12 protein-coding genes and 2 pseudogenes are annotated in these 14,409 nt (G+C 44.8%); 7 read left to right on the top strand and 7 right to left on the bottom strand.

From position 1 onward, the window contains the following. Window positions 1-216: 216 nt before the first annotated feature. Entirely contained in the window at window positions 217-2,067 is a 1,851-nt protein-coding gene (locus MHM87_RS06460) for a methanol/ethanol family PQQ-dependent dehydrogenase (protein ID WP_014948731.1), read from the top strand. Window positions 2,068-2,132: 65 nt separating this feature from the next. Beyond that, the gene (locus MHM87_RS06455; RefSeq protein ID WP_014948730.1) at window positions 2,133-2,801 is read left to right on the top strand and encodes a pentapeptide repeat-containing protein; all 669 of its coding nucleotides are present in this window, start codon (window positions 2,133-2,135) and stop codon (window positions 2,799-2,801) included. A gap of 86 nt (window positions 2,802-2,887) precedes the next feature. On the opposite strand, the gene MHM87_RS06450 is transcribed toward MHM87_RS06455, so the two are convergent. From MHM87_RS06450 to prfC, 4 genes are all read right to left on the bottom strand, one after another. Next, entirely contained in the window at window positions 2,888-4,846 is a 1,959-nt protein-coding gene (locus MHM87_RS06450) for a sulfotransferase (RefSeq protein ID WP_239258142.1), read from the bottom strand. Between the two features lie 220 nt (window positions 4,847-5,066). After that, window positions 5,067-5,633 (bottom strand): NAD(P)H-dependent oxidoreductase, encoded by a 567-nt coding sequence (locus MHM87_RS06445; protein WP_239258140.1) that lies wholly within the window; start codon window positions 5,631-5,633, stop codon window positions 5,067-5,069. A gap of 288 nt (window positions 5,634-5,921) precedes the next feature. Further along, the gene (gene argS, locus MHM87_RS06440; RefSeq protein WP_014948727.1) at window positions 5,922-7,652 is read right to left on the bottom strand and encodes an arginine--tRNA ligase; all 1,731 of its coding nucleotides are present in this window, start codon (window positions 7,650-7,652) and stop codon (window positions 5,922-5,924) included. Between the two features lie 33 nt (window positions 7,653-7,685). Next, on the bottom strand, window positions 7,686-9,275 hold the full coding sequence (gene prfC / locus MHM87_RS06435) for a peptide chain release factor 3 (protein WP_239258138.1): 1,590 nt from the start codon (window positions 9,273-9,275) through the stop codon (window positions 7,686-7,688). 346 nt (window positions 9,276-9,621) lie between these two features. On the opposite strand from prfC, the pseudogene MHM87_RS06430 reads away from it, so the two are divergent. The 5 genes and pseudogenes from MHM87_RS06430 to MHM87_RS06410 all read left to right on the top strand — a co-directional run. Further along, window positions 9,622-10,362, top strand: a pseudogene (locus tag MHM87_RS06430) (carbon starvation CstA family protein); the annotation flags it as partial. Further along, window positions 10,299-10,793 (top strand): LytTR family transcriptional regulator DNA-binding domain-containing protein, encoded by a 495-nt coding sequence (locus MHM87_RS06425; protein WP_239258136.1) that lies wholly within the window; start codon window positions 10,299-10,301, stop codon window positions 10,791-10,793. The pseudogene MHM87_RS06430 and the gene MHM87_RS06425, both read left to right, overlap by 64 nt. Window positions 10,794-11,013: 220 nt before the next feature. Beyond that, window positions 11,014-11,469, top strand: a complete 456-nt coding sequence (locus MHM87_RS06420) for a MarR family transcriptional regulator (protein ID WP_014948722.1) — start codon at window positions 11,014-11,016, stop codon at window positions 11,467-11,469. Further along, the gene (locus MHM87_RS06415) at window positions 11,466-12,539 is read left to right on the top strand and encodes an HlyD family secretion protein (RefSeq protein WP_239258133.1); all 1,074 of its coding nucleotides are present in this window, start codon (window positions 11,466-11,468) and stop codon (window positions 12,537-12,539) included. Before MHM87_RS06420 ends, MHM87_RS06415 begins: the two co-directional genes overlap by 4 nt. Window positions 12,540-12,548: 9 nt before the next feature. Continuing rightward, entirely contained in the window at window positions 12,549-13,580 is a 1,032-nt protein-coding gene (locus MHM87_RS06410; RefSeq protein ID WP_239258131.1) for a DUF2955 domain-containing protein, read from the top strand. A gap of 266 nt (window positions 13,581-13,846) precedes the next feature. Here the strand turns inward: MHM87_RS06410 and MHM87_RS06405 are convergent, their stop codons facing one another. From MHM87_RS06405 to dkgB, 3 genes and pseudogenes are all read right to left on the bottom strand, one after another. Continuing rightward, window positions 13,847-14,038: a hypothetical protein gene (locus tag MHM87_RS06405; RefSeq protein ID WP_231506428.1), complete on the bottom strand. Its 192-nt coding sequence runs from the start codon at window positions 14,036-14,038 to the stop codon at window positions 13,847-13,849. Beyond that, a complete protein-coding gene (locus MHM87_RS06400; RefSeq protein WP_239258129.1) occupies window positions 14,025-14,240 on the bottom strand; it encodes a hypothetical protein in 216 nt (71 codons plus the stop codon). The genes MHM87_RS06405 and MHM87_RS06400 overlap by 14 nt, the downstream gene beginning before the upstream one ends. 30 nt (window positions 14,241-14,270) lie before the next feature. Further along, window positions 14,271-14,399: pseudogene (dkgB, locus tag MHM87_RS19980) on the bottom strand (2,5-didehydrogluconate reductase DkgB); the annotation flags it as partial. Between the last annotated feature and the right edge of the window lie 10 nt (window positions 14,400-14,409).

Raw genomic sequence — 14,409 nt, 5'->3', positions numbered from 1 at the left:
AACTTCCCTGTACTTTCGTATCTTTTTTATACCCCTTTGGTACTAACTTTGTCTCATGATAAAGATACCTCATGTAAATCAATATATTAGCGTTTTCATTACACTTCAATCTAAGGGAATTTTTCCCGTATTTTGAAGGACGGAATCCGTTTATCAGGGCCTCTACTTAGTTACATACTGTTAACACAACATCAAGGTAACAGTGGAAATAAAACTATGGCTAAGTTCTATTCAAAGGCTTCATTGGCCTTAAGCGTAATTATTGGTTTAGGTACGAGTTCACATTTATATGCGGACGATGGCGTGACATGGGCAGACATTGAAAATGATGCCAAGACGCCTGAGAACGTGCTGATGTATGGTATGGGTCCAGAAGCTCAGCGTTACAGCGGACTTGATCAAATCAACAAAGAAAATGTACACATGCTATCTCCGGCTTGGGTGATGAGTTTTGGTGATGAAAAGCAACGGGGTCAAGAGTCCCAGGCAATCGTGTACGACGGTATTGTCTATGTAACCGGTAGCTACTCCCGTATCTACGCCTATGAGGCAAAAACAGGTAAGAAGTTGTGGGACTACGCCCACCGCCTTCCAGAAGGGATTCGACCGTGTTGTGACGTGGTAAATCGCGGCGCAGCAATTTATGGTGACTTAGTCTTTTTCGGTACGCTGGATGCTGGCGTTGTTGCCCTTGACCGGCTAACGGGCAAAGTAAAATGGAAGAAGCGCTTTGAAGACTATCGTGCAGGCTACACCATGACGGGGGCACCTACGATTGTTAAAGACCAAAAGTCAGGAAAGGTCATGCTTATTCACGGTTCATCAGGTGATGAGTTTGGTGTTGTAGGAAAACTGTTTGCACGCGATCCTGAAACCGGTGAAGAGATTTGGATGCGTCCATTTGTTGAAGGGCACATGGGCAGATTAAATGGAAAAGACAGCACACCCACGGGTGGTTCATACGAAGTGACAACGTGGCCAAAGGATGAAAACGGCGAAATGGTTGAGGCTTGGCACCACGGTGGTGGCGCACCATGGCAGAGTGCAAGCTTCGATGTTGAAACTAACACTATCATCATAGGTGCAGGTAACCCCGCTCCTTGGAATACATGGAAACGCACCGCCAAAGGTGGCGATCCGCGAGATTGGGATAACCTTTATACTTCCGGACAAGTGGGTGTAGATGCAACCACTGGTGAGGTTAAATGGTTCTATCAACATACACCTAACGACGCATGGGATTTCTCTGGCAACAATGAACTTGTTCTATTCGACTATTACGATAATGGAAAGCTCATAAAAGCGACGGCTCATGCAGACAGAAATGGCTTTTTCTATGTAGTTAACAGACAAAACGGTGAATTCATCAGAGGATTTCCCTTTGTAGATAATATTACGTGGGCCACACACATAGACCCTGACACGGGTCGCCCAGTTGAAGTAGACGGACAGCGCCCGCCACTACCTGAGCCGGGTGAAAAACGAGGAAAGTCAATAGAGGTATCGCCTCCATTCTTGGGCGGGAAGAACTGGAACCCGATGGCCTACAGCCAAAATACCGGCTGGTTCTATATGGGCGCAAACCACTGGAAAGAAGACTACTGGACGGAAGAAGTGACCTATAAGAAAGGTGCCGCTTACCTAGGACAGGGTTTTAGAATTAAGCGCATGTATGACGACCACGTGGGCGTACTTCGTGCCGTAGACCCCATTTCAGGTGAAATTAAATGGACACACAAAGAGAAACTTCCTATGTGGGCTGGGGTACTGGCGACGAAAGGCGGACTCATTATTACCGGAACGGGCGATGGCTATGTCAAAGCTTTCGACGAAGAAACCGGTGAAGAACTTTGGAAGTTCCAAACGGGCTCGGGCATCATTTCATGCCCTATAACCTGGGAAGAAGATGGTGAGCAATACATTGGCTTAGCGTCAGGGTATGGTGGTGCAGTACCTCTATGGGGTGGAGATATGGCTGAACTCACCAAACCTGTCGCGCAAGGTGGTTCGTTCTGGGTATTTAAACTTCCTAATCATAATAAAAAGCAAAACGTCGCTAAACAATAGCTTTATCTTTGCAACAAACCAAACCGAGAGGCGGTGAAAACGCCTCTTGGCATTAAGGAGCTCTCATGCGCTTACGTTTTCAAGCAACCAAACAACTCCCCATATTATTAGTTGTCCTATATTCAGCAACTGCCAGTGCCATTCCCGATTTCGAAGATGACGTGAAAATTATCAACGGATGTGAAATAAAACCAAAGACAGTGTGTAGCGATACAGACTTAAGCGGTGCTGATTTGAGCCATGCAAATTTGCACGGGGCAGTATTCACCAACGTTAAGTTCAACAAAACAGATTTAAGGCACGCCAACTTAAGCTATGCGACGTTTAAGAAAAGTAACCTAGATCACGCTGATTTAGCTACCGCCAACTTAAAACACGCAGATTTACGCAGCTCAAAAGTTCGCAACGCTAACTTAGAAGGCGTAGATGGCTGGGCGCTTTTCGGTCAAGGGGTTGATTTCACTAACTCCAACTTTTCAGGTGCTAACCTGGACCAAGCGCGTTTATCAGGTGCGACAATGGTAAACACCAACTTACGTGCCGCACGCTTAGAGCGGGTTTGGATGAACAAAGCAAACTTTGAAGGTGCTTCACTGATTAACGCCAATATTCAGGAAGCAAAACTGAACGATGCAAGTTTGTATCGAGCGAACCTAACCGGCACGCGCATCCACTACGCAACATTTCAGGGCACTTTCATGGACGAATGTATAAACTGTCCTATTAACTGGTAACTGTGATTGGGTGGAAAGAAAACATTGAGCCGTTCTATATAGCCAGCGCCCATTACCTTCGCTAACACCCATTCATACTTACTTTCTTAATATCCCCACTTTTGCTCCCATTCATCTAAAAGAGGGGGACATTCAGAGAAAAGCGTTGGATAGTTCTCATACTTTTGCATTGAAGACTTATACACTGGTTGACTAACTTGATAGTAGCTCGGTGTTTGGAACAAAGGCGAACTATTACTTTCTAAGGTCTTAGTCTCCCCTTCTGTCAGCCCTGAAAACTGATATATGGACGCTATAGAAGATTCAGGGTCAGCAACAACATCTTCATATTTAATGCTTATTGCTCTGTCCCTTAAAATTGGTTCCATTTTTTCCCAGCACGTGAAGACTTTATTATAAGCCTCAGCGAATTGCTCAACGGTGTACAAGTTTATTTCCTCGAACTGTAAACAACTCAACGCAACTGCCTTCGGGTTACGTAGGCAACAAAGTACTTTTGCGTTAGGAAACAAGGTCAACATTGCAGGTAAATAAGGGAAGTTAAGCGGCATCTTATCTACGATGAGTTTATTGCTGTCAACACTAGGAGAATAAGCCGTTAAATGCTCAAGATAGTCATTTGCCAAAGCGTCTAGTTCACTTTGGTTTGTACGCTTTATATCACCCGTCTCAGGGTCAACAATCTCGCGTTCAACCATCTGGTTATAGAAGGTTTCTACGGCATCTGTTTCTTCTAATAACTCAACATTCGCATTTTTAAGTAACAAACTTTCTATCAATGTCGTTCCCGAACGAGGAAATCCAACAATAAAGAGAATGTTTGTGCTGTTACTTGACGTGTTAACGATAGGAGAAGGTGATACATCAAAACCATTGAGCATGACGCCAGAGGACAAATCTGCGAATTTACTGGAATGAAGGTTATTCACGTTATGTGCGATAAACCTGATGACCTCTTCGGCATCGCTAAAACGCTTAAGCTTTTCAAGGGTTCTAATCTTCTGGTAAAGATGAGGAAGGCTTTTGGGTTGTTTTACTAAGAAGTGCTCGTTAATTCGCAGCCCCTCTTCAAACTCTCCTTTTGCGAAGGCCAACAGCGAACGTTTTAACTCGTGTTGCTCCTTGTCGCCTTCAGCTTGAATTAATTGAATTTTGCCAAGAAACTTCTCAGCTTCAGCTAACTCACGCCTGTTTTCGTTAATGTTAAAGGCCAGCTCTAGTAACTGAATGTTATCGGTGTTTTCAAACTTTCTATTGAGGACATCAAGGTTGTCTTTAGTGGCATTGAGTAGCCAAGAAACATAGTCTAAATACGTCAGTAACTCTTCTTTATCCGATGAATCATCGAGGGAAAGTGATTTTTCAAGATGACGCTTTGCATGAACGTAACGCTTCGACTCCAATGCTGACAACGCCAAAAAATAGTGGATCGAATAAGAATCTGAGTACCTTGAACTTAGCATATTACTCTGCTTAGCTAATTCTCCTCTCGAATGAATTCTGTAACATGCTTCTGTATACAGTTCAGCGCTAAGTTTATCGCTTAGATGAAGATCCTCTCTTTTAATATGCGCGACCAACTGAGACCATTTTTCCTGCTGATAAAGACACTTACTCAGGCTTTGTCCGTACTGAATATTTTTAGGATTTTTTGCTATTGCTTTTTCATATGCTAACTGTGCTTCTTCATTTCGGCCAAGCTCAGACATTAAATTTCCAAGTGCATGAAAAGCAACGTGGTAGTTTGGGTTAATTGCTATCGCTTTTGAAAGCTGCTTTTGTGCGTCATCAAACCGCTCAGCTTCTTTTAGCAATAGCCCATAATTATACGCCACATCAGTATTTTGAGGATAATCAGACTGAAGGCTTTCAAATATTTCAAACGACGTAGTAAATTCAGCAACCTTTCCTAGTGCCGTAGCATATACCATTTTTGCCATTGGATGCTGCTCATAGACAGGAGAAAGCGTCGATATGACTCGGCTAAATTCACCGGCACCGAACGCCTGCATTGCTTGATTTATTATTTCTTGAGTAAGTTTCATGGATATTTTATTTTTGGAGATATGTGCGTCTGTAGAAGATTTTGCAGTAATGATTTGTTTTATAGTAACACGCTAAAAGTTGAATTTAAGCACCCTCAACTAACCGTGCACAAAACTAAAACCTCGAACATTCACCGAAGACTAGCCACGTGTAGATACTGCAATTACAAGGTGGCCAGTCTTAATTTAGTAGGCTTCAAATTTGATTACCTAGTTTCAGCTATTTTACTTTGGCGGCAAGCTCGGCAGTTTCTTTACCCAAATTTTTAAGCTGCTTAATCGTCTTTTCATCCGTAATTGCGCCATCTTCCATAAGCGTATTTACCTTCGCAATAGCTTTTTGGTTCGGCAGCACCATGGTACCTAGATTTTCAAGTAACATTCTCAGTACCACCAGCACGCGCATGCCGCCTAGCCCACCAGCAGACGCAGCCATAATTCCAGCCACCTTACCGCGATATGCTTGTAATGGCTTTTCGCCTTCCCCCATGCGCGATGCCCAGTCGATGGCATTCTTTAGCAGTGCGGGATAGCTTGAGTTGTATTCTGGTGAAGCAATAAGAAAACCATGATGGCTCATTAGCAATTCTTTGAACGCCTGTGCTTTTTCAGGCATACCAAACTCGGCTTCCTCATCTTCATTAAACAACGGCATTTGAAAGTCAGCGAGGTCTATAACGGTAACCTCTGCGCCAGCTTCACGTGCGCCCTCTGCGGCAACCTTCATAATAGCTTGGTTGAATGAACCTTTACGGGTACTACCTGCAAATGCAAGGATCTTAGTCATTTGAGTTTCCTGTCGTTAATTTAAGTAGTGTTCTAATTGTCTGATTTATAGGAAGCTATCGCCCTATTGGTTCTAATCGAAATGTAATACCACTGTACCTGCGGTTACTCGCCGCGATTACGAACATTTTAAATCTCGCTGAGTACGCAATAATCTATGCCCACTGGTATAAGGATCACGATTAGCGCAAACGAGCGTTGTAGGGTTGACGCTTATGTTTCGCATAAAAAAAGGCTGACAATCAATGTCAGCCTCTTTGTTATCAATATGTATGTTGTACCGCGAACACTACATTTTTTCTAGTGTTTCGATGCCAAGTAGGGTTAATCCTTGCTCTAGCGTCTTGGCAACCAGAGCTGACAACGCTAGACGGCTATCGCGTACAGCTGGCTCAATACCGTCTTTTAACATCGGGCATGCTTCGTAGAATGACATAAACGCTGAAGCCACATCATAGAGGTAAGTACACAGTACATGAGGCGTGGCTTCACGAGATACTGTACCAATCACCTCTTCAAACTGCATAAGTAATACAGCTAGCGCGTGCTCTTGTTTCTCAGCAATATTGATATCTACTGGCATGGTGGCCATATCCACACCCGCTTTTCTGAACAAGCTTTTCACACGGGTATAAGCATACTGAAGGTAAGGCGCCGTGTTACCTTCAAAGCTTAGCATGGAGTCCCAGTTAAACATGTAATCAGTTGTGCGGTTTTTAGATAGGTCAGCGTATTTCACAGCGCCAATACCCACCTTGTGAGCGACTTCTTTAAGCTCGTCTTCGCTTAAATCGTTGTCGCGCTCGGCGATAAGTTTGCCCGCACGCTCAACGGCTTCATCAAGCAATTCGACCAGTTTAACTGTACCGCCAGTACGCGTTTTAAATGGCTTACCGTCACTGCCTAGCATCATTCCAAATGGGCAATGCTCGTAAGTTTGCTCTTCTTTCATAAAGCCCGCTTTACGGCCCACAATTTCAGTTTGCTTGAAGTGCAGTGCCTGACGCGCGTCAGTAAGAATCAGCGTACGGTCAGCGTTTAACTTGCCGCTGCGATAGCGCATTGCCGCAAGGTCTGTCGTTGCGTATAAATAGCCGCCACCCGACTTTTGAACGATGTAAACCGCAGGGTTACCTTCTTTATCAGCAAGCTCAGGTATAAACACCACCTGCGCACCTTGGTCTTCTACTGCAAGGCCTTTCGCTTTAAGGTCACTGATTACGTTGGCTAAATCGTCGTTGTAAGCCGACTCACCCATAATATCTTTACGGGTCAGGCTTACGTTTAGCTTGTCGTACACTTCTTCTGAGTGAGCAATAGACACGTCAATGAACTTTTCCCATAGCGCCAGACACTGAGCGTCACCGCCCTGCAGCTTAACTACGTATTCACGGGCGCGGTCGGCAAAACCTTCTTCTTCGTCAAAGCGTACTTTGGCTTCGCGGTAAAAGTCTTCTAGATCAGAGAGCGCAGTTTCAGCCACTTCATCTTGTAGCTTGTCTGAAAGGTGCGCAAGCAACATGCCGAACTGTGTGCCCCAGTCGCCCATGTGATTTTGACGAATAACGTTGTGGCCCAAGAACTCAAGCACTTTAACCACAGCATCGCCGATGATAGTAGTACGCAGGTGGCCCACGTGCATTTCTTTGGCCAGGTTAGGCGATGAGTAATCAACAACAATGTTTTGTTCTTTTGACTTAGCAATACCTAAACGTGGGTCGGTTAGCGACAACTCACACTGATTAGACAGCCATTCGTCATTTAAATGAACGTTGATAAAACCAGGGCCCGCCACTTCTAGCTTGCTGGCAATATCGTCGAGCTTTACAGTCTCAACAATTTTCTCTGCAATATCGCGCGGCTTTTGCTTAAGCTGCTTGGCTAGCGCCATCGCGCCGTTAAACTGATATTCACCAAATTCAGGTCGAGCGCTGCGCGAAACTGGTACTGGCGCATTTTCTACGCCCATTTCTTGTAGAGCTTCAGTGAAACGGTTAACTAATAGTGCATGTATATTCATAATATATTGTGTCTTTGTTTAATCTTTATTAGCTTAATTTTCGCGCGTGTTCTTGAACTGAATATCAGGGTAGCGCTCTTGCGCTAGCTGTAAATTCACCATAGTAGGTGCGATGTACGTCAAGTTATCGCCGCCATCTAGTGCAAGGTTTTGCTCACCTTTACGGCGGAATTCATCAAGCTTCTTCTCATTGTCAGAGTAAACCCAGCGGGCAGTGCTCACGTTAATATGCTCATAAAGCGCGTCTACGTTGTATTCGGCTTTCAAGCGAGCGACAACTACGTCAAACTGAAGCACACCTACTGCGCCAACAATCAAATCGTTGTTGGCAAGCGGTCTAAACACCTGTACCGCCCCTTCCTCAGAAAGCTGGATCAGCCCTTTCAGCAGTTGCTTTTGCTTAAGCGGATCTTTCAAGCGGATGCGTTTAAATAGCTCAGGCGCAAAGTTTGGAATACCCGTAAAGCGGTAGTTATCGCCTGACGTGAAGGTGTCCCCTATGCGAATGGTTCCGTGGTTGTGCAAGCCGATGATATCGCCGGCATAGGCTTCTTCTAGTAATGAACGGTCACCAGCCAAGAAGGTTAATGCATCCGAAATACGCACATCTTTACCTAAACGGCTGTTGCGCATTTTCATGCCTTTTTCGTACTTGCCCGACACAATACGACAGAATGCTATGCGGTCACGGTGTTTCGGGTCCATGTTGGCCTGAATTTTAAATACGAAGCCACTGAACTTACCATCGGTACTTTCGATAGTCCCTTCTTCGGTTTCGCGGCCAAGTGGCGCAGGTGCCCACTCAACCAAACCGTTAAGCATATGATCAACACCGAAGTTACCTAATGCTGTACCGAAAAATACTGGCGTTAACTGGCCTTCCAAGAAAAGCTCTTGTTCAAATTCGTTAGATGCACCGCGTACAAGCTCAAGCTCGTCACGCAAGGTTTCAGCGAGGTCACTTCCTACTGCAGTATCTAACTCAGGGTTATCTAACCCTTTGATGATGCGCACGTCTTGGATAGTGTGACCCTGGCCGCTTTGATACAAAATAGTTTCGTCGCGGTGAAGGTGATATACACCTTTAAAGCTCTTACCACAGCCAATTGGCCAAGTAATTGGTGCACACAGGATATCAAGCTCGGTTTCTACTTCATCGAGCAGTTCCATAGGATCGCGAATATCACGGTCAAGCTTGTTCATGAAAGTCACAATCGGCGTATCGCGCAAACGGGTGACTTCCATAAGTTTACGGGTTCGGTCTTCTACACCTTTCGCGGCGTCGATAACCATAAGGCATGAGTCAACCGCCGTCAGTGTTCGATAGGTATCTTCAGAAAAGTCTTCGTGCCCCGGAGTATCCAGCAGGTTTACTAAGTGATCGCTATATGGAAACTGCATGACCGAGGTGGTTACCGAGATCCCACGCTCTTTTTCCATTTCCATCCAGTCAGATTTAGCATGCTGACCTGACTTTTTACCTTTAACGGTACCGGCAGTTTGCAGGGCGCGTCCGAATAACAATACTTTTTCGGTAATCGTGGTTTTACCCGCATCCGGGTGCGATATGATTGCGAACGTACGTCGCTTTTTAATCTCTTCTAGAAGCTTCTTATCTGACATCAATACTTATCTTCGTTATCTATTATCCCTGTAAACCAATTACTTACAGGCGCGTTTTATAACGGATAAGCAATGCTTTTCCGCGCAAATTCAGTATTGCGGTAAAACGCTTGATACGGCTTGGTAATTAATTGCGCGGATTTTAGCATTTTACTGCACGTAACAGTAGAGCGAAATTACATACTCCCTACCGCTTAATTTGCTATGCGACCACTCACTGCTTTTTTTCATGCATACACACTTTCACATCGTTGACCTATTTCAAACATTGTTGTACACACCGTTTACAACACAAGTGACAGACCCTTTTTATAAACCCTATTTATAAAAATAAGGACAACGCCCTGTGATATTGTTTCTAATTTGCGTAGCCGCGCTTATTGCTGGCTACTTTATATATGGCGCCTTTGTTGAGAAGGTATTTGGCGTCACACCTGCACGCCCCACTCCTGCACATAGCCAAAAAGACGGCGTAGACTTTGTTCCCATGTCTACACCGAAGGTGTATCTCGTTCAGCTTCTGAACATTGCTGGCGTAGGCCCTATATTTGGTCCTATTATGGGTGCACTATATGGCCCAGCTGCCATGCTTTGGATTGTATTAGGGTGCATTTTTGCCGGCGCTGTTCACGACTATTTTTCAGGCATGCTGTCAGTTCGCAACAATGGCGAATCTGTGCCTAGCTTATCTGGCCGTTATTTGGGCCGAGGCGCTAAGCACTTTATGAACTTGTTCGCTATTGTGCTGCTTCTACTGGTAGGTGTGGTTTTTGTCTCTGCGCCCGCAGGCATGATCACAAATCTCGTTAATGATCAGACATCATGGCACGTTGAAGTTGGCACCATGGTCGCCATTATTTTTGCCTACTATATTTTGGCTACCATTGTTCCCGTAGATAAAATTATTGGTCGTTTTTATCCGTTTTTCGGAGCCCTTCTTATTTTCATGTCGGTGGGATTATTGGCCGCTGCCAGCTATTCTGACCAGCACTCGATATGCTGGCTATGCTTGATTTAGACACCATGCCTTATGTTGTGCTGGTCACCGCATTTGAACAGTATGCCCTTCAGGCATTTGAAGATAACGCGTTTGATTACTTGCTCAAACCTGTGGAACCAGAGCGGCTTGATAAAACACTCGCCAGGCTTAAAAAGAGAACTCAGCCCCAAACTGACATTGACGCCATTGCCTCCCCCACATTAGTACATATTCCTTGCGTAGGTCATCAGCGCATATTACTGCTGCCCGAATCTGATATTCAGTTTGCTTACAGCGATGTGGCGGGCGTACATGTTAGATCGCTAGAACAACAAGCAGACACGCAGCTCACATTGAAAATCTTAGAAGAGAGAACCGCGCTTGTTCGGTGTCACCGGCAATACTTGGTGAGGTTATCATGCGTTGCGGAAATTAAACTCTTGGATAATGGCCTTGCTACGCTTCTAATGAAGACGGGAGATTCAGTTCCCGTGAGCCGTCGATATCTCAAAAAGCTAAAGTCGTTATTAACGCTTTAATCACACCACAAAGGCTGTATTAACTTAAAAAGGACTGAGAGAGTATACCTGATTTTCAGGCACCGTAAGACAAATAGCCACATTTTCCTGCTCGATGGAGAGCCTTCACCCGTTCAATTCACGCTCAACTTGCAAAATCTCTTTCTCATCTCAATGGCATTTACTTAGCATGCTAAACAAATAAAATAGTTAGCATGCTAAGTAAATCAACGGTTTTTACATGTCATTTTCAGAACCTATGCCACTTCAACTTATTGCGCTTTTTGCCCGCACTGCGCAAAAGTGCAGAAGAACTGTCACTGAATCGGTCGCTCATCTCGACCTTACAGAGTCTAGATGGCGCGTAATGATTCACATGTCATTACTTGGTGAGGGCTGTACGCAACAGATGGTGGCTGAAAGCTTGGAAATAGAAATGCCTAGCTTAACTCGCACAATTAAACAGCTCGAAACTACCGGGTTAATCAAACGCGTTACCGATACTAACGACAAACGAAGTCGCTTACTTTACTTCACAGATATGGGCAAAGGTCGAATGAATGATATCGAAAGTACATTGATGGCGCTGCGAGATGAAGTGTACGCAGGAGTATCTGAAGAAGAGTTACGCATTATGGCTAAATGTGTTCAAAAAATTGAAGTTAATGCCGCAAAATTATTGGAGTCACTTAAGTGAGTCAACGAACCCCAGATCAGGAATTTGCTAGGTACATAAAGCTGGCTTTAGTCGCTTTTGCCATCTGTTTTATCTACTTTATTATTGCAGATATACGCATGCCAATGACACCACAGGCGAGAGTCTATCATCAGGTCACGCAAATCTCTCCTCAGATAAATGGGCCGATAAACGAGGTGCTTGTCAAAAATAACCAAACCGTCAAGGAAGGGCAGGTTTTATTTATCATTGATGAGACACCTTACCTAATTGCGCTTGAAAAGGCGCAAATTGATTTGGCAAATGTAGAGTTAGAGAATGCTCAGATAGATGCAAAAGCGGAAGCGATTAGAGCCAAAATAGAGGCTGCATCGGCGGTTTACGACGAACGCAACAATGAATTTCAACGACTTAATTCCTTAGTTCAAACTAAAGCGGTATCTCAACAAAACGTGGACAAAGCGTACGCGCAACTTAAAAGCGCTGAAGCTGAAATTAGTGCGCTTGAAGCCGATCTAAACCAGCAAGTTGTTGCAAGAGGTGAGCAAGGTGACAAAAACCTAAAATATCTAGAAGCGGTAAATGCGGTTAAACGGGCAGAGTTGAACTTAGCCTATACCAAAATTAAAGCACCGCATGACGGCAAAATGGCAAACATGCAGGTAACTCAAGGCACTTATGCTAAACAAAGTACGCCCCTTGCCTCAGTTGTCGATAACACGCTAGATGTGGTTGCAGATTTTCGAGAGAAATCACTCGCCAATGTAAAAGAAGGCATTCGCGCTAACGTCGTTTTTGATGCACTACCGGGCAAAGTATTTGAAGCTAAAGTGGAAGAATTTGAAGCTGGTGTAAGCGACGGCCAACTTGCCGCCAACGGCACCCTTGCAAGCGTTGAAAAGTCGAATCGATGGGTACGAGATGCACAGCGCCAACGTGTCCACATTAAGCTTGAAGAACAAGAAATATCGTTAAACCACCTCACCAGTGGCGCTCGCGCTACCGTGCAGATAGTTCCAGACAACCCTATTGAAAGTGTGGCAGCGCACATTCAAATTCACTTTATAAGCCTGCTGCACTTCATTTATTAGACTTAAATTATGGATTCACAGCTAAGTAAAAATGATGTCCAGCAGATGCTTAGGATCGCCTCCGGCGCCACGTTGGGCTTCGCTATATCGAAAGCGCTGGATTGGCCTAATCCGATATTTTTTACCTTGTACCCTATTTTGTTGCTTGGACTGGTAGCCGTTTTAAATGGTCACATTATTCGACAATTTCTTGCAGCAACCATTTTTCCGGCGGCAGCTGTTTTAGTGGTATACGGCTTGTTTGGGAGCCACCCATTGCTGATCACGCCGCTAATCGCCATCACTTTCGCTTTTCTGTTTTGGCAAATGAGTAAAGGTACGCTGTATTTATTCGGTGCGTTTTCCCTTGTAGGACTTTCGCTGCAGCTTCACTTTGCCAGCTACGGCAGCGATGGAATAGATATCTACGCATTAGTGATATCAAACATCGGTGCAATTCTGTTGGCATTGATAATTGCATTCGCTTTGCATATTGTTTTTCCCGATGAAGAGCCACGCACGCCTTTGCCCAAAGCGGCAAAAGATAAAGCAAGTATTCGCCACGAAGTCATATTGTGCACCACTGTCGCCACGCTATCGTTTGCTGTATTTCAAACCTTCGACTTAGTAGATTCGATATCAGCACAAGCAGCAAGTGTATTGATTCTTTTTCCACTGTGTTGGAAAGGAGCCACATTGAGTGGCTGGCAGCGAGCGCTGGGCACGCTAATTGGATGTAATCTTGCCCTGCTCGCCCAGCTCATTTTACTCAACTACAGTGACACGTTGTTTTTCGCAAGTTTCAGCTTATGGATATTGGTATTTTTCATCAGCCGCCAGCATGTGCTTAGCGGTGGTGGTGCTGGCACGGGCTTTGGCGTACTTACCACATTTGGCATTTTGTACGGCCAGTCACTCTCTCCACAACAGGATATTATTTATAGTGCGCTGTATCGCTTTTCATCGGTAGTCGTAGCTATTGCACTTAGCCTGTGCGTTATTTATGTAGTACACAGTCTACTTAACAAATTCCAGCCTACACGACACCACACGTTTACTTAAAAGACCTGTAGTTATAACGCTTACTGGTTAAAATTTGTGGACGAAAAGTTGATTTGCTACTTCTAGGGCCTGTTGACCTTTGGTGTACAAATTTTGATCTAAATGGAAGCCTTTTAATCGCGAAACAGTCCTGCAAGCCTAGCGGGCTAAGTTAAAGGACTGTGACAAAGAGTAAAAGGCTTCGACGATATCGTCGAAGCCTTTAGGCGAGCAGAGGAAGCCCTTTAGATCGCTAAGGATAGAGAAGGACCTTAATCATTCCGGCTTTATGAAACCGCAACCACTGCCTTTCGCTTGTCTTCTTTTGAAAATTGCAGCGCGTTGTTCAAATTATCGAATTCAAACACGTTAGGTATTTCGACAACCAACGTTTGCGCAGCAACTTGCTCAAGTAGAGCCTCACCGTCTTTCACCAAACGCTGCCACTGTGACAAATCGCCATAATCATGCAGCGACAACAACACCCGCACCGTCCACACCGGGAATGTGCCCTTTTTCCCAGTCGCGCGGGTTATCATCGATAAACTTCCAGTCAACTGGGTTAATGCCAATAGCATAGTTGCGCACGACAATACGCCCTGCCTTCGGCTCAGAAAACTCGCGCACCTGTTTTACCAGCGATGCGCCAGCTTGTTCAAATTGCCAAACGTTAGCTTGCATAAAAGCTCCTTAACACAGTGATTTTTCCGATTAGTCCCACGCAGGTGAAAAATCTGGGTTAGCTTGACGGTCGCCACAATCTAGCGCGTCAATCTTTGCGATATCGTCAGCGACTAAGGTAAGTTCAAGCGCTTTGAAATTGGTTTCCAGGTTCTTGCGCTAGTCGTTA

The organism is Alteromonas sp. Cnat3-28 (assembly GCF_022348265.1).
GTDB lineage: Bacteria > Pseudomonadota > Gammaproteobacteria > Enterobacterales > Alteromonadaceae > Alteromonas > Alteromonas macleodii.
Note: the sequence above shows the minus strand (reverse complement) of the source record. Positions and strands in the feature narration are given on the sequence as shown.

Coding starts and splice junctions, on each gene's coding strand:
- MHM87_RS06460 (WP_014948731.1), top strand. CDS start 217: ATGGCTAAGTTCTATTCAAAGGCTTCATTGGCCTTAAGCGTAATTATT.
- MHM87_RS06455 (WP_014948730.1), top strand. CDS start 2,133: ATGCGCTTACGTTTTCAAGCAACCAAACAACTCCCCATATTATTAGTT.
- MHM87_RS06450 (WP_239258142.1), bottom strand. CDS start 4,846: ATGAAACTTACTCAAGAAATAATAAATCAAGCAATGCAGGCGTTCGGT.
- MHM87_RS06445 (WP_239258140.1), bottom strand. CDS start 5,633: ATGACTAAGATCCTTGCATTTGCAGGTAGTACCCGTAAAGGTTCATTC.
- argS (WP_014948727.1), bottom strand. CDS start 7,652: ATGAATATACATGCACTATTAGTTAACCGTTTCACTGAAGCTCTACAA.
- prfC (WP_239258138.1), bottom strand. CDS start 9,275: ATGTCAGATAAGAAGCTTCTAGAAGAGATTAAAAAGCGACGTACGTTC.
- MHM87_RS06425 (WP_239258136.1), top strand. CDS start 10,299: ATGCCTTATGTTGTGCTGGTCACCGCATTTGAACAGTATGCCCTTCAG.
- MHM87_RS06420 (WP_014948722.1), top strand. CDS start 11,014: ATGTCATTTTCAGAACCTATGCCACTTCAACTTATTGCGCTTTTTGCC.
- MHM87_RS06410 (WP_239258131.1), top strand. CDS start 12,549: ATGGATTCACAGCTAAGTAAAAATGATGTCCAGCAGATGCTTAGGATC.
- MHM87_RS06400 (WP_239258129.1), bottom strand. CDS start 14,240: ATGCAAGCTAACGTTTGGCAATTTGAACAAGCTGGCGCATCGCTGGTA.